Genomic DNA, 17789 nt, shown 5'->3' with positions numbered 1-17789 from the left:
GTGAAATCTTGTCGAATGCAAGACACTGTCAGTTTCGCACACAGCCTTTTGAGACTCCTGGAAGGCAAGGATGTTGCAACCGACATAACGATATGTTTATGTAGTTATGGAGGTCGAGCAAGCATGGATGAATTGCTGTCCGGATTGCGCGCCGCCGCGGAAACGACCCGCGTGCGCATCCTGTTCATCCTCGCCCATGGCGAGGCCAATGTCAGCGAGCTGACCCAGATCCTGGGCCAGAGCCAGCCGCGCGTCAGCCGTCACCTGAAGCTGATGGCCGAGGCCGGCCTGATCAGCCGCCACAAGGAGGGCAACTGGGTGCTCTTCCGCCTGCGCGAGGAAGACATGGGCGGCGCCCTCGCCCGCGCCATCGTCGACCTCCTGCCCGGTTCCGACCCCGTCCTCGCCGGCGACCTGGCGCGCCTCGAGGAGATCCGCAGCCGCAGGGCCGAGGCCGCCTCGCGCTATTTCGCCGAGAACGCCGAGCGCTGGGAACAGCTCCGCTCCCTCCATGTGCGCGAGGAGGACGTCGAGCAGGCGATGGTGAGGCTGGCCGGCAACGCGCCGATCCGCCTCCACGTCGATCTCGGCACCGGCACCGGCGCGGTGCTGCGCCGCTTCGCCGGGCGCGCGGCGCAGTCGATCGGCATCGATTCGAGCCGCGACATGCTGGCGATCGCCCGGGTGAACCTCGAGAGGGCGGGAATCCGCAATGCCCAGGTGCGCCACGGCGAGATCTATGCCCTGCCCTTCCCGGACGGCTTCGCCGATTTCGTGACCATCCACCAGGTGCTGCACTTCCTGGAGGACCCTGCCCGGGCACTGGCCGAGGCGGCACGCATCCTGGAGCCGGGCGGCCGCCTGCTGATCGTCGATTTCGCGCCCCATGAGCTGGACGAGCTGCGCACCGAACACGCCCACCGCCGCCTCGGCATCGCCGCCGAGCACATGGCCCAGTGGCTTCACCGCGCCGGCCTGGCGCTGGTCCAGCACGATGTGCTCCCGCCGCCCTGGCGCAAGGAAGGCAAGGGCCTCACCGTTTCGCTGTGGCTCGCCACGGCACCCGCCGCCTCCCAATCCCCCAGCCTGATGATGGACCGCGCCACATGATCGCTTTCGCCGAGGATGTTTCCGGGATCACGGTTTCCTTCGAGTTCTTTCCGCCCAGGGCGGACGGCGCGGAAGGATTCTGGCGCACCATCGAAAAGCTCGAGACGGTGGGCCCGAGCTTCGTCTCCGTCACCTATGGCGCAGGCGGCACCACGCGTGAGCGCACGCTGGAGGCCGTGCGCCGCATCGCAGCCGGCACCACCTTGAGGCCCGCCGCGCACCTGACCTGCGTCGGCGCCAGCCGCGAAGAGGTGAACGACACGGTGCGCGCCTTCCACGCCGCCGGCGTGCGTCACATCGTGGCGCTGCGGGGCGATCCGCCGGGCGGCGTCGGCACGAAATTCCTGCCCCACCCCGAAGGCTACCGCAACGCCGCCGACCTGGTGCGCGGCATCCGCGCGCTCGGCGATTTCGAGATCTCGGTTTCCGCCTATCCCGAACGCCACCCCGAATCGGTCTCGATCGAGGAGGACCTCGCCTTCATGGCCGACAAGGCGGAGCATGGCGCAAGCCGCGCCATCTCGCAGTTCTTCTTCCACAACGCCTTCTTCCTGAGGCTCCGCGACCGCATCGCGGCGCGCGGCATCAAAATCGAACTGGTGCCCGGCATCCTGCCGATCACCTCATTCGCACGCGTCAGCGAATTCGCCGCGCGCTGCGGCGCCAGCATTCCGCCCGCCCTCGCCCGCCGCTTCGAGGGGCTGGACGATGATCCGGAGACGCGCAACCTCGTCGCTGCCATGGTGGCGGCCGAGCAGGTGGCGGCACTCCGCCGCGAGGGCGTCACGCATTTCCATTTCTACACGCTGAACCGCGCCGACCTCGTCTACGCGATCTGCCGCGTCCTGGGCCTCGGCACGGTGGCGAAGGCGGCCTGAAGCCGCGGTGTCAGGCGCCGTTCCGCTCCCACACGGCCCTCACCGCCTTGTTCTCCAGCACCGCGTCGTACATGCGCGCCAGTGCGGGGTGCTGCGCGAACAGGGCCTTCATGTCCGGCGACCAAGTGCACAGCATCGCGGCGTAGATGTCGGCGGCACTCATGCGGCTGCCGAGCAGGAACGGCCCCTCGCCCAGGGCTTCGGCATAGATGCCGAACTCGCTGAGCATCATCTCCGCCGCCTTTTCCTTGATCCCCTCGGATTCCGCCGGCCGCGAGGTGTAGCGCTGCGGATAGAACAGGCGGAGATCGCTCATGTAGAGCGTGGTCGCGAGATAGACCTGCCAGCGCAGGAATCGGGCGCGCTCCGGCGCGCCGATCGCCGGCGCCAGCCCCGCCTGCGGGTGGAGATCGGCGATGTGGATCATCATCGCGGCACTCTCCGTCATCACGCTGTCATCCGGCAGAACGAGGGTGGGCACCTCCGCCTTGGGATTGAGCTTCAGGAAGAAGTCATGGAACGAACCGTCGGGCTTGCGCTCGAGCACGATGACCCGGTACTCGGCCCCGCAGGCGGCGAGCAGCGCCTCGGGCGCCATGGAACCGGCGGTGTTGCGGCAATAGAGTGTGTACATCCAGGCGAATCCTCCCACTTCGGAACCTTACAGCCCGAACCCCCGATTGTGGAGCCTGGTCCATTGCATGATGGCCCGCGAAATGCGAAGGAGGTCGCAACAGACCTCCTCCGGCCGCCCATGGCGAAGACCCTCGCACCGCCTTACAGGAAGATCCGCTTCAGCTATTCGACGGCCGACCAGCCGGTGCTGCAGCGCGCCGTGATCCAGGCGATCGAGCGCATCGGCGGCCAACGCAAGCTGAAGAAGCTCTACTTTCAGCACCAGAAGAGCGTGAAATCCGGCGAGAACTTCTTCGACGCGGCCATGCGCCTGCTGCGCATGAAGGTGGAATATGACGAGGCGGCGCTGGCCCGCACGCCGGCCGAGGGGCCGGTGCTTTTCATCGCCAACCATCCCTATGGCGTGCTCGACGGCATCACGCTCACCTGGCTCGCGACCAAGGTGAGGCCGGATACCAAGGTTCTGGCGAACGACGTGCTCTGCCAGGCTCCCGAGGCCGCCGCCAACCTGCTCCCCGTGGCCTTCGCACCCACCCGCGAGGCGCGCGAGACCAACGTGAATTCCAGGCTCGAGGCGCAATCCTGGCTGCGGCAGGGCCATGCCATCGGCATCTTCCCCGGGGGCGGCGTCTCGACCTCCGAGAAGCCGCTCAAGGGCCCCGCGGTGGACCTGCCCTGGGCCCCCTTCACGGCGAAGCTGCTCCGCCAGTCGAAGGCCACCGTGGTGCCGGTGTTCTTCGTCGGCCAGAACTCGCGTCTCTTTCAGCTGGCGAGCCACCTCAGCCTCACGCTTAGGCTCTCGCTCGTGTTCCGGGAAACGGCGCGGCGCATCGGCTCCCGGCTGAAGGTGCGGGTCGGCGCCCCCATTCCCTTTGCCGAGATCTCCCATATCGAAGACCGCGCCGAACTCGTGATGGAACTGAGGAAGCGCACCTTCGCCCTCGCCCGCCCGGAGGACATCAAGGGGCCGAGCCTCGATCTCTATCTGCGCGAGGCGCGCATCAAGGGCGGAAAGCTCAAGGGCGAGGACTAGCCGCAGGGCCCGGAGCGCGCGGGAACTTAAGCGGCGATTAACCGTAATATGGTGCTGTTCTGAACGGAAACGGGCCGATTCTCCTGATGACGTGTTCCCTGCGTAGCCTTTTCAACACCTTCGCTGCCCTGCTGCTCGCCCTGTTCATCGGCGTGGCCCCCGCCGCCGCGGAAAAATGCGAGGCCGCTTCCTTCGTGCGCAACGCCGGAGAGGCCTATGACCGCGCCGCCAGCGCCGGTTCCGCCGCCGCATTCGCCAAGGCCGCGGAGCGCTATTCCGATCTCCGCTCGCTCAGCCTCTTCGCGCTGGGGCGCTACCGCAAGGAGCTGCCGAAATCGCGCGAGGCCGAATATCTCCGCCTCACGCGGCGCTTCATCGGCCAGACGCTGAAGGACCACGGCAGCGGCTTCCGCGGCGCCACCCTCAAGATCGTGGAGTGCAAGAAATCGGGCGGCAACCTGGTGGTCACGGCGCGCACCTCGGGCGGCACCAAGGTGGTCTTCCGCCTCGCCAGGCGCGACGGCGGCTATACGGTGATGGACCTCAACATGCGCGGCGTGTGGCTCGTGCAGCAGATGCGCTCGACCTTCGTCGGCACCATCAACCGCGCCGGTTCGATCGACGCGCTCTTCGATTATCTCGCGAGCTAGGCCCTACCTCACGCCAATCAGGAACAGGCGCGGGAAGCGCAGCAGCACCACGCCGTCGCGCTGGGCGGGATAGGCGCCAGCCAGCCGTTCGCGGTAAAGGGCGAGGAAGCCCTGCCGCTCCTCCTCGCGGAGCGGTTCCACATAGGGCCGGAGGCCCGTCGTCTTCAGCCACGCCACGATGCCGTCCACGCCTGAAAGCGGATGATTGTAGATCGTGTGCCAGATCTCGAGACGCCGGAAGAATGGCTTCAGCCGGGCGTGATAGGCCTCCGGAAGCGGCAGCAGGTCACGCGCGGCGGATGCCGCGGAGAGCTTGGCGGCCCAGGGTCCTGCTTCCGCCGTCTCCTGCATGAGGCGGTGGCTCGGCTCCGCCAGGTTGTCGGGCATCTGCACGGCCAGCACGCCGCCCTCGGGCAGGCTGCCGCTCAGTCTCTCCAGCGCGCCGAGGTGATCCGGCACCCATTGGAAGGCGGCGTTCGAGAACAGGAGGTCGGGCGTATCCCCGGGCATCCAGCTGGCGAGATCGCCGGCCTCGAACCGCGCGGAAGGGCAAGCCTCGGCCGCCGCCTCGAGCATGGCGGGCGAATTGTCGATGCCGGTGACGATTGCCCCGGGAAACCGCTCCACCAGCAGCGCCGTCGAGTTGCCGGGCCCGCAGCCGAGGTCATAGACGCGGCGCGCACTGCCGAGCGGCACCTGCGCCAGGAGATCGCGCGCCGGGCGGGTGCGCTCGTCGGCGAAGGCGAGATAGCGCTCCGGCTGCCAATCGCTCATGGCGCCGGCTAGTATTCGAGGACGACGACGCGGGTGCCGAGCTGAACGCGGTTGTAGAGATCGATGATGTCTGTGTTGAGAAGGCCGAAGCAGCCCGCCGTCTTCTTGCGGCCGACGAGCTTCGGATCATGCGTGCCGTGGATGCGGTAGATGGTGTCGACGTCGCCCTGGTAGAGATAGAGGGCGCGCGCGCCCATGGGGTTTTCGGGCCCCCCCGGCATGCCTGCCTGCCACTTCACGAGCTTGGGGAATTCGGCGATGTGCTCGGGTGTCGGCGTCCAGGTCGGCCATTTCTCCATGCGGCCGATCACCGCCTCGCCCGTCCAGGTGCGGCCCGCCTTGCCCACCGCCGCGCCGTAGCGGATCGCCTTGCCGCCGCCCAGCACGAGATAGAGATAGCGCTTCTTCGGGTCGACGATGATCGTGCCCGGCGGTTCCGCCGTCTCGTATTCGACCTCGCGGCGGCGGTACTTGTATTCGATCTGCTTCTCGTCGTTGGGCCGCACCGGAAAGGGTTCCGCCTCCTGGGCGAGGCTGCGGGTTCCCGGCAGTGCGGCTGCGGCGGCAAGCGAGGCGAGGAAGTGGCGGCGGCTGATCGGCATGGGCGAGTCGCGGGTGTTGTTGTCTCCGGGCCCGTGTGATTAGCACCGGCCCCGCGCCGCGTCACCCCCGGCTTTCCGGCAGTCCGGCGGCCCTCAGCGCGGTGGCGAACCGTGCGAAATCCTCGTCCTTCACGATGGGAAAACGCCCGCGCAGATTGGCAAGGCCGAGGCGCGGCTCGCACAGCGTCAGCCGTTCCATCTCGGCCTGCGCCAGCGCGTGGCGCCCCAGCAGTTCCGCGCTGGCGGCGGCGGTGGCGGCGGCGATCCCCGCGTTTTGTGGCGATTCCGCCCATGTCACAGCCTGCTCGAGGGCCTCCTCGTAGCGGCCGGCGATGAACTGCGCGAAGCCGATGGCCCGGCGCATGGCGGCGCCATGCGGATCGTGCGGGCTGAGCTCGATCGCGCGCCTGACGCGGGCGATGGCCTCCTCTGCTTCGCCGCTCCAGGCCTTCACCCAGCCGCTGTAGAGCCAGGCCGCCACCAGGCCGGGACTGAGCGACAGCGCCCGCTCGATGAGTTCGCCCCCCTCGCGCACACGGCCCACCACGAAGGCGAGCGCGATCCCCGCAGAGGACAGCGCGACCGGATCGCCCGGCCCCCGGGAGACGGCCTGCCCGGCGAGATCTTCCGCTTCCCGCCGCTCGCGTGCCTCGTCCTCGACCCAGCTGCTCGTCTTGCGCTGGGAGAGGCAGCGCGCCGCCATGCCATAGGCCGCCGCAAAGCCGGGATCGATGTCCGTGGCGCGAAGGAAATGCGCGTAGGCTTCGCGGTTGGCCTCCCGCGTCCAGCGGTGGAGCCCGGCAAGGCCGCGGAGATAGTGGTCATAGGCATCGAGGCTGCCCGTGGGCTTCCTCTGCGAACGCTCGATCTCGGCCTGCACGATGCGCGGCTGCAGCGCGCCGACGACCCGCGCCGCCACCCGGTCCTGCAGCTGGAAGATATCGTCGATGGCGCCGTCGAACCGTTCCGCCCAGAGTGCCGTGCCGCTCTTGGTCTCGATCAGCTGGCCGCTGATGCGCACCAGGCCCCCGGCCCTTCGGATGCTGCCTTCGAGAACGTAGCGCACGCCGAACGCATCGCCGGCCGATCGGGCATCCATGCCGCGGGTGCGGGCCGAGAAGGTCGAACTGCGCGACAGCACGGACAGCCAGTGCAGCCGCGTCAGGGCCGTGATGAGCTCGTCCACCATGCCTTCGGCGAAATAGTCCTGCCCCGCTTCCCCGCCGGGGGTGGCGAACGGCAGCACGAGAAGCGAGGGGCGCGAGATCTGCGGCGGGTGTACCGGCGCAGCGGGCGGATCCTTCAGCCGGTCCGCGAGGGCCTGGGTCGCAGCCTCCGGCGCGACGCCGAGCTCCTTCCTGAGCTGCTCGGCGAAGCTCCGGTGGCACTTCACCGCTTCCGACCTGCGCCCCAGCGCGGCAAGCGCTCGCAGCCTGAGGCCATGCGCCTCCTCGTCCAGGCCATCCCGCCGCAGCAACGCTTCCACGAGCTCCAGCGCGGCATCCGGCCTCCCTTCGGCGAGCTCGAGCGCGGCGAGCCGCAGTTCCAGGGCGCGGAGCTTCGCGGCGAAGCTCCGGCGCTCGGCGGAAAGCCATTCGGCGAATCCGGGCTCGCGGATGGCGAAGCCCGCCAGAAGCTCTTCGCGCGGGAGGGCCGCCGCGCGGTGAAGGGCATCCCGATCGGCCGCCTGGCTCAGCGCCTCGAAGCTGGCGACGTCCGAGCACAGGGCGTTGCGCGCGATCCTGACGAAACGGGAATCCGCCTCGAGCGCACCCGGGCCGAGGAGCTTGCGCAGACGCGAGAGGGCCTGCCGCAGGTTTTGCTTCGCCTGCGCCTCGAAATGGGAGCCCCACAGCATCTCCGCGAGGTCGTCGCGCGGCATGGGCCTGCCGCCCGACAGCGCCAGCACGGCAAGGAGGCCGGCCAGTTTGGCGCCGCCAAGCTCGACCGGGCCGCTTTCGCCCGTCACCGCCATCTCTCCGAAGAGCTTGAGGGTGATCATCGCACCTGCCCCGGCAGCTTGCCGCAACGGCGACTCTAGGCCCCTTTTCACGGGCTGTCACAGGCTTTTCACGGCGCTTGCAGGCGCGGTTGCACACCGGCGTGACGAAGCCGCGCTTTGCTGGGCCCTCGCTCACAAGGAGGAGGCTGCCATGATCCCCATCATCGAACTCCACTCCCGTGTCTATCTCACCGCCATCGGAATGGAGATCCCTTCCGGACAGAAGGAAACGGGTGAGGAATCGTTCGCGCCCGGTCCGGCCAGGCCCGGTCTGTTTTCTCGCCTGCTGGCGTGGCTCACGGCGGCAATCGCCACCCCCGAGGAGGGGCGTCAGGACCGGGAGGAACTCTCGCTCGAGGCCTCCCGCTGGCTCGGGCTGTGAGGCAGGCACCGCCTCGCCCTACTCCCGCTCGGCGGGCCACACTTCGAGCACGGTGAGCTGGCGCGGCTGGCCCTGCCGGTCGGTCCAGCTCATCGTCTGGCCCTCCGAAAGGCCGATCAGCGCCGTGCCGATGGGTGTGAGGATCGACAGCCGGTCGCGGATGATGTCCGCTTCCTCGGGATAGACGAGTTCCACCTGGTGCTCCGTGCCCTTGTCGGTGCGGAAGCGCACGAGCGAATGCATGCACACCACGTTGTGCGGCAGGCGCGAGGGCGGGCAGGTTTCGGCGCGCTCGAGCTCGTGTTCGAGCTCGTCGACGATTTCGGGCATCCGGTTGAAGGCGGAGCGCGCCAGCTTGCGAAGCTGCAGCTTGTCGGTTTCGGAAATGAGAATGGGCGGACGGTCGTTCGCGGTGAACATGGTCGGATCCTGGCTTTCGTGTGAGGGGGGAAACGCGAATGGCCCCGGCGCGGTTCTGTCCGGAACCGTACCGAGGCGCGTCAGCCGAAGATCAGGCGCGTGGTCGCGAGGGCCTCGTTCATGCCCCTAAGATAAGGGTTCCCGCCGAAGGATCAAGCCGCTCGGCCTTCAGCGCGTGAACTGCTTGTACTTGATGCGCTTGGGCATCACGCTGTCCTCGCCCAGGCGGCGCTTCTTGTCTTCCTCGTAGTCCTGGAAGTTGCCCTCGAACCACTCGACGTGGCTGTCGCCCTCGAAGGCCAGGATGTGCGTGGCGAGACGGTCGAGGAACATGCGGTCGTGGCTGATGACCACTGCGCAGCCGGCGAAATCCTCGAGCGCCTCCTCGAGTGCTGCCAGCGTTTCGGTGTCGAGGTCGTTGGTGGGCTCGTCGAGGAGCAGCACGTTGGCGCCCGACTTCAGCATCTTGGCGAGGTGCACGCGGTTCCTCTGGCCGCCCGAAAGCGTTCCCACCTTCTGCTGCTGGTCGCCGCCCTTGAAGTTGAAGGCGCCGGTGTAGGCGCGAGAATTCATCTCGCGCTTGCCGAGATAGATCACGTCGTTGCCGCCGGAGATCTCCTGCCAAACCGTCTTGTCCGGGTCGAGCGAGTCGCGCGACTGGTCGACGTAGCCGAGGTGAACGCTGTCGCCGATGGTGATGCTGCCGGAGTCGGGCTTCTCCTGCCCCGTCAGCATGCGGAACAGCGTGGTCTTGCCCGCGCCGTTCGGGCCGATGATGCCGACGATGCCGCCGGGCGGCAGCTTGAAGGAGAGATCGTCGATCAGCAGCCGGCCGCCGTAGCCCTTCGACAGGTTGTCGACGTTGATCACCGTGTTGCCGAGCCGCTCGCCCGGCGGGATGATGATCTGCGCCGTGGTCGACTTGAGGCGGTCCTCGTTCACCTTGAGGAGCTCGTCATAGGCCTTGATGCGGGCCTTGGACTTGGCCTGCCGCGCCTTCGGAGAGGAGGCGATCCACTCCTGCTCGCGGGCGATCGCCTTCTGGCGCGCCGCGTCCTCGCGCGATTCCTGCGCGAAGCGCTTGGCCTTCTGCGCAAGATAGGCCGAGTAGTTGCCCTCGTAGGGAATGCCGCGGCCGCGGTCGAGCTCGAGGATCCAGCCCGTGACGTTGTCGAGGAAGTAGCGGTCGTGGGTGACGATCAGGATCGCGCCCGGGTAGTCGCGCAGGTGATGCTCGAGCCAGTTCACCGACTCGGCGTCGAGATGGTTGGTCGGCTCGTCGAGAAGGAGGAGATCGGGCTTGCGGAGCAGGAGCTGGGTGAGCGCCACGCGGCGCTTCTCGCCGCCCGAGAGATTGTCGATCGAGGCCTCGCCCGGCGGGCAGCGCAGCGCGTCCATCGCCTGCTCCACCTGGGCCTCGAGGTCCCAGAGGTTCTGGCTGTCGATCACGTCCTGCAGCTTGCCGGCCTTCTCGGCGTTCTCGTCGTTGTAGTCCGCCATCAGGGCGTTGTATTCGTCGAGGATCGCCTTCTTGTGGGCCACGCCTTCCATCACGTTGCCCATCACGTCCAGCGCCGGGTCGAGTTCGGGCTCCTGCGGGAGATAGCCCACCGTGGCGCCCTCGGAAAGCCAGGCCTCGCCGTTCCATTCCTTGTCGAGCCCCGCCATGATGCGGAGCAGCGTCGACTTGCCCGACCCGTTGGGGCCGAGGACACCGATCTTGGCATCGGGGTAGAAGGAAAGGTGGATGTTCTCGAGGACCTTCTTTCCTCCGGCATAGGCCTTGGTGAGGCCATGCATGTGATAGATGAACTGACGGGCCATCGTGTGACGTCTCTTTCAGGATGAGGGGAGTTTGGCCGCGGGGTTTAGAGGGGAGAACGCCGTCTGTAAACCCTCGCCGCCCGCCTTCCCGCTCAGGCGCGGCGCAGCATGAGAACGCGCATTGGGCTGCGGTGGACGAACCCCAGCTGCTCATAGAGGCGGATCGCTGCCCGGTTGCCAGCGAAGGCATGGAGGAAGGGCGTTTCCCCCCGCGCCGCGATGCGCGCCGCCGCGGCGAGAGAAAGCCGCCGCGCATAGCCGCGGCCGCGGAACTCCGGGTGCGTGCACACACCGCTCACCTCCGTCAGGCCGGGGAGCTTCATGCGCTCGCCCGCCATGGCGACGAGCTGGCCCGCGGCGCGGATGCCGACGAAGGAGCCGAGCTCGTGCGTGCGCATCAGGAAGGGGCCAGGCTTGGTCAGGCTGGCGAGCTCCACCATCTCGGCGGCATCCGCCGCGCCGAGTTCCACGATGTCGGTCCCCGCCTCATTGCCGGCAAGGCGGCCGGCCACCATCTGCACGCCTTCCGCCTCCATCTCCGCCGCCGTTCCGGGCGGCACGGGCGCAGGGCCCGCCTGGAGCAGCAGGATGCGTCCATCCTCGGGAATGAGGGCGGCGAGATCGGCCAGGGCATCAGGGCTGTCGTCTGCCGCAGCCGCGAAGGGCGCGACGTCCGCGAGATAGCGGCAGGCACGCCCCGACGCCGCGGCGAAGGCCCGCTGGCGGCTTTCCAGCGCATGCCAGACCGGCCTGTCGAGCGGAGCGCTCACCTCCGTCTGCCCGCGCGCCGGTCGAGCGGCGCATCATCGAGCGCCCGCTCGAGCCCGTCGAGCTGCTCGAGCAGCGATCCCCGAAGTCCGCCGCATAGCGCCGAGACGGCCTCCTCCACCCGCGGCCACAGGCCCTTCTTCATCTTCGCCACCAGTTCGGCCCCCTCCCTGCTGAGCGTGACGGAGCGCACCCGCTGGTCCTTGGCCTTTCTGGCGGAAGCGACGAGCCCCATCGCCTCGAGCTGCGCGAGGTTGCGCGTGGCGCCCGGCTGGGCGATGCCGAGCGCCCTCGCCAGCCCGCTCACCGTCAGCGCTTCATGCCGGTCGAGTGCCGCGAGAGTGGGAAACAGCGCAGCCGGAACCTCGATCCCCTGCGCCTGCGCGAGCCGCTGCACATCGGCCTGCAGGCGCTCGCCGATCCGCTTCAGGCGGCTGCCGAGCGTGAGGTGGCCGAGGGCGTGGACGATGTCGGGGTGATCGGGCAACTGATCCATGCACGGTTATATAATCTGTAATTCTTAGCCCCGCAAGCCCTCGGCTTCAGAAGGGCCTCCCGCCCGCGCCTCTTTCCCGTCAATGACCCCCGGCCGCCCCCTGCCGCTTCCGCCGCGCCCGCCGTGCCAGCATGTTGAGCATCTCGACAAGCGTGGAGAAGCCCATGGCGGCATAGACGTAGCCGCGCGGCACATGGAAGTGGAAGCCCTCCGCGATGAGCGTCATGCCGATCATGAGGAGGAAGCCGAGCGCCAGCATGACGATCGTCGGATTGGCCTGGATGAAGCGGGCGAGCGGGTCGGCCGCGAGCAGCATGACGGCCACCGCCACAATGACTGCGATGTACATGATGGCGATCTGGTCCGTCATGCCCACAGCCGTGATGATCGAGTCGACCGAGAAGACGAGGTCGAGCAGCAGGATCTGGAAGATCGCCCCGCCCACCGTGAGCGTCGCCGTCCGGCCCAGCATGTTTTCCTTGCCGTCGTCCGGGTCCACCGTGTGGTGGATCTCCTTCGTGGCCTTCCAGACGAGGAACAGTCCTCCGGCCAGAAGGATGAGGTCGCGCCAGGAGAAGTCCTGCCCCGCCACGCCGAAGACCGGCTGGGTGAGCTGCGCGATGTAGGAGACGGTGGCGAGCAGCAGGAGCCGCATGACCAGCGCCGCGCCGATGCCGAGCCGCCGCGCCCGAACGCGGCTCTCCTCCGGCAGCTTGTTGGAGAGGATCGAGATGAAGATCAGGTTGTCGATGCCGAGCACGACTTCCATGGCAATGAGCGTGGTCAGCGCCACCCATCCCTCCGCCGTCGTGACGAAGGCGAAATATTCCTGCCAGAAACCCATGACGATTCCTTCCCTCCAACCCGTTGAAGCCCCGCCCCGGCTTATGGGGCAGCCACGTCAACGGTTCAACCCTGACGAGGTTTCATCAGGCCGGGCCGCGCGGAAGCCGCCGCGCCATGACGAAGGTCAGCACCGCCTTGAGGACCAGCGCCCCGATGAGCGGCAGGGCGATCACGATCACGTCCGCCATCTGGCTCGCCAGCGAGGCCCAGATCAGCGCCAGGATCAGGGCGGCCGCGACGTCGACGCCCGCCAGCAGGTAGAAGGCCCAGCGCTGCGGCGGCGACTTGCCGAAGAGCCCGACCAGCACCAGGACGTTGAGCGCTGCGATGCCGCCCGGGATGAGCGCGAAGGGCACGGAGCCGCCGCTCCCCGAGAACGCCCCGTCTCCCATCAGGAGCAGCGCGCAGCCGCCCGCGAACAGCACCATGAGGCCGCAGAAGATGGCGAGGACGATCTTCATGCGAGCCCCCTGCTCCGGGCCATGCGCGCCCGCGCCGCCTCGTCCCTGTAGAACATGTTGTAGGTCTCGAACGGGATGATCTGGCCGGCGGGCGTGACGAAATGGATGCAGCTCCGCTTCACCCGCGAGAGGCAGAAATTATGCCGGTCCATGAACTCGACGATGGCGATCCTGAAGATGTTCTCGTAGCCGAAGCCCTCGGGCACCGGCACTTCGGGAAGGCAGCACAGCAGCGCGTTGAGCTTTTCCGGGTTGTTGCACTCAGCCGTCGAGAGCGAGAAGAACTCCAGCACCTGGCGGTGGAGTGCGGGGTATTTCTCGAAGGTGATGGCGTTGGGCAGCGCCTCGACCAGCATGTCCTTGGGAAAGAAGGAGGTGATCGGCGCGATGGTCCGCCCCTTGCGCAGCGCATAGCCGATGGCAATCGATTCCGGGTTGCAGGGGAGCGGGATGATGTCGCCCGCGCCGAAGGCCGTTCCCGCCGCGATGATCCTCTGCCGGATGTCGGAGAGCACCACCCGGTCCCGCTCCGCCGCGAAGCCTTCGTTGCGGCCCGCATCCTGCACCGGCTGGAAGGTGATGCCGCGCACGCAGTTCCACTGCAGGGCGAAATCGATGATCTCGCCGAGCTCGTCGGCGTTTTGGCCGGCCTTCACCACGACGACGAGCGTGGTGGAAATCGATTCTTTTTCAAGGGCTTCCAGCGCCTGCCTGCGAATCCGGGTGAGGTCCGCGCCGCGCAGGTTCCGGAGCACGGAAGGCCTCAGCGAATCGAACTGCAGGTAGACCTCGAAGCCCGGCTTGAATCCGGCGAGCCGCTTCACGAAATCCGGCTCCTGCGCGATGCGGATGCCGTTGGTGTTCAGCATGATGTGGCGGATCGGCCGCCGCTTCGCCGCTGCGATGATCCCGAGAATGTCCGGATGGATCGTGGGTTCGCCGCCCGAGATCTGCAGCAGGTCGGGCTCGCCCTCGGAGGCGACGAGCGCATCCATCATCCGCTCGATTTCGGACAGCGGGCGGTGCGCCGTCTTCTCCGTGGAGGAATTGGCGAAGCAGGTCGGGCAGGTGAGGTTGCAGGCCTCGTTCACCTCGATCAGCGCGAGGCAGGAATGCTGCTCGTGGTCCGGGCAGAGGCCGCAGTCATAGGGGCAGCCGAGATCGGTGCGCGTCTGCGGCGCGAGCGGCCTGTCGCCCGGCTTCAGGTAATCGTGGCAGAGCCGGTAATAGGCGGCATCGGTGGAAACCAGCGCCTTCTGCACGCCATGCGCCTTGCAGCGCTTCAGGTAATGGACCGAGCCTTCCTCGATGATGATCTTGGCCGGCACCAGCGCCATGCACTCCCCGCACATCGAGGTCGTCTGGCCGTAGAACACATAGGGCGCGATCTTGCGGAGGGGCGCATTCATGCGCTGCGTTCCGCGGGCCCGAAGAGATCGGCCGTCCAGTCATGGCCCATGATGGCGATGACGGTGCTGAGCAGGCCCAGCACCGCGAAGAAGGAGATGGGCGGAAGGCTCACGCCGACGAAGCCGATCACCCCCGCCGACCACAGCCCGGCAAGCGCGGTGAAGACGCGAAGGATCACGTGGGAGTCCTCCCGCATGCCGTGGCGCGCCTGCTCCACCCTGTCGGCGAAGAACAGCGTGAGGAGCCCGGCGAGGAAGGGCGGAAAGGCGAAGATCAGGATCACGATCCACTTGATGAAGGTGAAGAAGCCGCCGTCCTCGATGACGATCCACCCGAAGATGATCGTCCACAAGGCGTAGATCGATGCGCCCACCGCCAGCGCACCGCCGATCTGCAGCCAGCCCAGTACGCGGCACCAGAAGTCGGCCCGGTTCATGCCGCCCTCCCCTTCGCGATCATGAGGCCCGAATAAACCATGAGTCCCGCGCAAAGCAAATGGAACAGATTGAATGGACCCAGCACCGCGCCATAGGGCTTGAGGAATTCCCACAGGAAGCGCTGCGCCGCGTAGAAGAACACGAGAACGTAGAAGCCGTTCTGCAGGAAGAAGGGGCTGCGCCGCCCGATGAGAAGCAGCGCCGCGGCGAGGAACGCGGCCATGGCGAATGATTCGTAGAGCTGCACCGGATGGCGCGGGATCCCGTCGCCGAAGTCGTGGCCCCAGGGAAGCGATGTCGGCGTGCCGTGCGTCTCATCCTCGAGGCCGGCGAGGAAGCAGCCCCAGCGCCCCACCGCGACGCTGGTGGCGAAGGCGGGAACGAAGATGAGGCCCGTCGAGCCCCTGATGCCGCGCGCCCGCTTGAAGAGCTCGACCGCCGCGATCGCTCCGGCGAGCGCCCCGAGGATGCTGCGGCCGATTCCATCTTGCCCCGAAATCCAGAGATTGAGCGTGCCCGCGCCGAAGCCGCCGGCGGCGGCACCGGCGAGCAGCGCCAGCGCATAGGCGGCTCCTGCCTTCTCGATCCTCCGGCCGGCCTCGCCGAGCCGCCAATGCCAGGCGAAAACCGTCATCGCCATCGCGGCGGTGGCGGCCAGCATGTCGAAGGCAAGATGGATCAGCACCGGGAGAGTCTATCCGATCCCGCCCGGCGCTTCGCTCATGCCGTGCGCAGCACCGGCAGCGCGTTCCAGATGAACACCAGCATGCCGGCGAGAAAGCCGAAGGAGGCGAGCGCCGTCAGCGGCTCGATCGCTTCCGTCCCATTCAGCAGCACGAAGAGCGAGCTCACGAGCACCACGCCGCTCACCGCCTGGATCCAGAAATGCGCCCGCGCCATCGGCCGCGCCCCGATTTCCGGGAACAGGTGATAGAAGAAGGCGAAGACCGACGACATCAGCCAGCCCGCCACCATGATGTGCGCGTGGGTGGGCATCTGGGCGTGATTGTGGCTTGCCGCCATGTAGATCCCGAGCGCCATGCCGACGACGGCATAGGCGATCGCGAGAATGAAAAACTGTCGCGCAGCACCCTTCATGGTGTTGTCCTCCGTAGAGCCGTTCCCGCGCGTGATCCTATCGCTGCCGCCGCCCGCCCAAAACGCATCGCGCGTTGCAGCGGCGGCTGATTTCGCGCAGGCCTCTCAGCCCTCGCGGCGCGGCAGGATCATCATGATCGCCGTGCCCCCGCCTGCCCTGCTCTCGACCGTGAGCCGTCCGCCGCACCGCGTGAGGAATGCTTCGGCGATGTCCCGTGCGCGTTCGGCTTCATCGGCGCGCGGCGCGCCCGTGCGGGTGACGGCGACCAGCACATGCGGGCCGGGCGCGGTTCCGCCATTGGTGGCCGCGCCCGCCTCGCCGGTGGGCACCGCATGCGTCTCGATGCTGAACCGTCCGCCCTCCTGCATCGCCTCGCGCGCGATCTCGGCCAGGTCGAGCAGGACCGATTCGAACCGGCCGGGATCGGCCATCACGCGTGGCTCGCCTTCCATCAGATCGGCCATGACCTCGACAGCCTCGCCGAGGCTGCGGGCGAGCAGCGGCAGCAGCCCGGCGATGAGCTCGTTGACCTTCACCTCGCGCGCGGGCCCCGCCCCGCCGCGGGCGAGCGCCAGCATCTGCCGCGCCAGGCCGCCGCACTTTCGCGCCGCGCCCGCCGCCTCCCTGAGGCGCATCACCGCGTCGCCGTCCGGGAGCTTCCCCTCGATGAGGTCGAGATTGCCGGCGATCACCGTCAGGAGATTGTTGAAGTCGTGTGCGAGCCCGCCGGCGATCCGGCCGAGGGCTTCGGTCTCACGCGGCAAGTGCGGCACGGCGGCAGGCGCCTGCGCCACAGCCGCAGCGGGCTCGACCAGGCAGACGGAACGCTCGATCCGTCCCTTGGCGCCGCGGTAGGCGTTCATCGACAGGAGCATGCTGCGGGTGGAGCCGTCGCGGCAGATCATGTCGACGGGTTCCGCGCTGAGGATGCCGGAGAGGAAATAGGCCGGGTAGATGTCCTGAAGCAGCCGCTGGCGGGAGCCGGGCGCCAGGAACTCGGTGAGCAGCCTTCCCTCCGCCTCCTCCGGCGCATGGCCGAGCACCTGCGTCCAGTGGCGGTTGACGGCGGTGATCCGCCCCTGCCTGTCCATGGCGTGGAGCATCACAGGGAGATTGGCGAGTAGCCGCTCGTAGACGCGTCCATTCTGGTCCGGGAAAAAGGCGGCGCGCGCATCCTCCCAGCCCGGAAGGACAGTGCGCTCGATCTTCCAGCCGGAGGCGGCCTGCGCCTTGAGGCCGCCGAAGAGCAGGTCTGGCAGGGCGGTGGATGCTGATGCTGGGGCGCTCATCATGGTTCCCGGAACGTCTCGGCCGCCATGATTATCCGACTCACCCTTAACGATGGATTGACCAAAACGGAGAACATCACAACCCGAGCAGGCAGCACTCACGCCGTCTCCGGCCGCCCCATCGCCTCCGCCCGCACCACCGCCTCGAGCAGCCCGTTGTCGTCGCGCGCATCGGGAAGGTGGTGCTTGGCGATGCTCACCTGCACCTGGGGCTCATGGGCGCCGAGCTGGGCGACGGCCTTCAGCGCCTTTTCCCGGGCTTCGGCCTCCGCCGCCGCGAGAGCGGCCGCGGGCGCGGTGAAGACGCTGCTGCCGCCGGGGCCGTGAACGCGAAACAGCCCGCTGCCGTCGCCCTCGACGGTGACAGTCACCGTCTGGGCGATGACGCCCGTCGCCGCGCCCACGGCGTTCGCCACGTCGAAGAAGGGCGGGAAGATCATCTCGCAGTCGAGCCTCTTTCCCACTTCCTCGTAATAGACGCGCACCGGCCCGCCCACCGCGACGACCGGCACGGCGGGCGAGAGCGAGACGCGGGCGAGCCCCAGCCGCCCCCGCCCCGAACTCACGGCGTCGACGAGTTCATGCTCGGCGAAGCTCTTGCCGAAGGCGGTGTCGAGGATGACCCGCGCCGTGAGCCGCACGGTTTCGGACCACACCTCGCGGCAGAAGGCC

General features: G+C 67.9%; 20 protein-coding genes and 1 pseudogene. 5 read left to right on the top strand and 16 right to left on the bottom strand.

What is annotated here, in order from left to right:
* The first annotated feature begins 123 nt into the window (after positions 1-123).
* Both ACK4HL_RS18050 and metF read left to right on the top strand, forming a co-directional pair.
* The gene (locus ACK4HL_RS18050) at positions 124-1110 is read left to right on the top strand and encodes an ArsR/SmtB family transcription factor (protein WP_409763346.1); all 987 of its coding nucleotides are present in this window, start codon (positions 124-126) and stop codon (positions 1108-1110) included.
* Entirely contained in the window at positions 1107-1988 is an 882-nt protein-coding gene (gene metF, locus ACK4HL_RS18045) for a methylenetetrahydrofolate reductase [NAD(P)H] (protein ID WP_409763343.1), read from the top strand. The genes ACK4HL_RS18050 and metF overlap by 4 nt, the downstream gene beginning before the upstream one ends.
* 10 nt (positions 1989-1998) lie before the next feature.
* Here the strand turns inward: metF and ACK4HL_RS18040 are convergent, their stop codons facing one another.
* The gene (locus ACK4HL_RS18040; protein ID WP_409763340.1) at positions 1999-2622 is read right to left on the bottom strand and encodes a glutathione S-transferase family protein; all 624 of its coding nucleotides are present in this window, start codon (positions 2620-2622) and stop codon (positions 1999-2001) included.
* A 120-nt stretch (positions 2623-2742) separates the two neighbouring features.
* Here ACK4HL_RS18040 and ACK4HL_RS18035 point away from each other — a divergent pair, with 120 nt between their 5' ends.
* On the top strand, positions 2743-3657 hold the full coding sequence (locus tag ACK4HL_RS18035) for a lysophospholipid acyltransferase family protein (RefSeq protein ID WP_409763337.1): 915 nt from the start codon (positions 2743-2745) through the stop codon (positions 3655-3657).
* A gap of 86 nt (positions 3658-3743) precedes the next feature.
* Entirely contained in the window at positions 3744-4307 is a 564-nt protein-coding gene (locus tag ACK4HL_RS18030) for an ABC transporter substrate-binding protein (RefSeq protein ID WP_409763334.1), read from the top strand.
* 3 nt (positions 4308-4310) lie between these two features.
* Here ACK4HL_RS18030 and tam read toward each other — a convergent pair whose 3' ends face one another.
* From tam to ACK4HL_RS18015, 3 genes are all read right to left on the bottom strand, one after another.
* Complete coding sequence (gene tam / locus ACK4HL_RS18025) at positions 4311-5081, bottom strand: trans-aconitate 2-methyltransferase (RefSeq protein WP_409763331.1); 771 nt, start codon at positions 5079-5081, stop codon at positions 4311-4313.
* 8 nt (positions 5082-5089) lie between these two features.
* A complete protein-coding gene (locus ACK4HL_RS18020; RefSeq protein WP_409763328.1) occupies positions 5090-5683 on the bottom strand; it encodes a L,D-transpeptidase in 594 nt (197 codons plus the stop codon).
* A 61-nt stretch (positions 5684-5744) separates the two neighbouring features.
* Positions 5745-7685, bottom strand: coding sequence for a BTAD domain-containing putative transcriptional regulator (locus tag ACK4HL_RS18015; RefSeq protein ID WP_409763325.1), 1941 nt, complete (start codon positions 7683-7685; stop codon positions 5745-5747).
* 151 nt (positions 7686-7836) lie between these two features.
* Here ACK4HL_RS18015 and ACK4HL_RS18010 point away from each other — a divergent pair, with 151 nt between their 5' ends.
* On the top strand, positions 7837-8067 hold the full coding sequence (locus ACK4HL_RS18010) for a hypothetical protein (RefSeq protein ID WP_409763322.1): 231 nt from the start codon (positions 7837-7839) through the stop codon (positions 8065-8067).
* 18 nt (positions 8068-8085) lie between these two features.
* On the opposite strand, the gene rnk is transcribed toward ACK4HL_RS18010, so the two are convergent.
* The 12 genes and pseudogenes from rnk to ACK4HL_RS17950 all read right to left on the bottom strand — a co-directional run.
* The gene (rnk, locus tag ACK4HL_RS18005; protein WP_409763319.1) at positions 8086-8487 is read right to left on the bottom strand and encodes a nucleoside diphosphate kinase regulator; all 402 of its coding nucleotides are present in this window, start codon (positions 8485-8487) and stop codon (positions 8086-8088) included.
* A 168-nt stretch (positions 8488-8655) separates the two neighbouring features.
* On the bottom strand, positions 8656-10311 hold the full coding sequence (gene ettA / locus ACK4HL_RS18000; protein ID WP_409763316.1) for an energy-dependent translational throttle protein EttA: 1656 nt from the start codon (positions 10309-10311) through the stop codon (positions 8656-8658).
* A 92-nt stretch (positions 10312-10403) separates the two neighbouring features.
* Positions 10404-11081, bottom strand: coding sequence for a GNAT family N-acetyltransferase (locus ACK4HL_RS17995; protein ID WP_409763313.1), 678 nt, complete (start codon positions 11079-11081; stop codon positions 10404-10406).
* The gene (locus ACK4HL_RS17990; protein ID WP_409763310.1) at positions 11078-11575 is read right to left on the bottom strand and encodes a MarR family winged helix-turn-helix transcriptional regulator; all 498 of its coding nucleotides are present in this window, start codon (positions 11573-11575) and stop codon (positions 11078-11080) included. The genes ACK4HL_RS17995 and ACK4HL_RS17990 overlap by 4 nt, the downstream gene beginning before the upstream one ends.
* A 79-nt stretch (positions 11576-11654) precedes the next feature.
* Positions 11655-12419: a TerC family protein gene (locus ACK4HL_RS17985; protein ID WP_409763307.1), complete on the bottom strand. Its 765-nt coding sequence runs from the start codon at positions 12417-12419 to the stop codon at positions 11655-11657.
* An 85-nt stretch (positions 12420-12504) separates the two neighbouring features.
* Positions 12505-12882, bottom strand: coding sequence for a hypothetical protein (locus tag ACK4HL_RS17980; protein ID WP_409763304.1), 378 nt, complete (start codon positions 12880-12882; stop codon positions 12505-12507).
* The gene (locus ACK4HL_RS17975) at positions 12879-14291 is read right to left on the bottom strand and encodes a radical SAM protein (protein ID WP_409763301.1); all 1413 of its coding nucleotides are present in this window, start codon (positions 14289-14291) and stop codon (positions 12879-12881) included. Before ACK4HL_RS17975 ends, ACK4HL_RS17980 begins: the two co-directional genes overlap by 4 nt.
* On the bottom strand, positions 14288-14728 hold the full coding sequence (locus ACK4HL_RS17970) for a hypothetical protein (protein WP_409763298.1): 441 nt from the start codon (positions 14726-14728) through the stop codon (positions 14288-14290). Before ACK4HL_RS17970 ends, ACK4HL_RS17975 begins: the two co-directional genes overlap by 4 nt.
* Positions 14725-15390, bottom strand: a complete 666-nt coding sequence (locus ACK4HL_RS17965) for a prolipoprotein diacylglyceryl transferase family protein (RefSeq protein WP_409763387.1) — start codon at positions 15388-15390, stop codon at positions 14725-14727. The genes ACK4HL_RS17970 and ACK4HL_RS17965 overlap by 4 nt, the downstream gene beginning before the upstream one ends.
* Positions 15391-15449: 59 nt before the next feature.
* Positions 15450-15827: a hypothetical protein gene (locus ACK4HL_RS17960; protein ID WP_409763295.1), complete on the bottom strand. Its 378-nt coding sequence runs from the start codon at positions 15825-15827 to the stop codon at positions 15450-15452.
* Between the two features lie 105 nt (positions 15828-15932).
* On the bottom strand, positions 15933-17120 hold the full coding sequence (locus ACK4HL_RS17955) for a PAS domain S-box protein (RefSeq protein ID WP_409763292.1): 1188 nt from the start codon (positions 17118-17120) through the stop codon (positions 15933-15935).
* A 95-nt stretch (positions 17121-17215) separates the two neighbouring features.
* A pseudogene (locus ACK4HL_RS17950) lies at positions 17216-17789 on the bottom strand (hypothetical protein); the annotation flags it as partial.

Source organism: Aestuariivirga sp. (assembly GCF_046294715.1).
Classification (GTDB): Bacteria; Pseudomonadota; Alphaproteobacteria; order Rhizobiales; family Aestuariivirgaceae; genus Aestuariivirga.
This window is presented reverse-complemented; position numbering and strand designations above follow the sequence as displayed.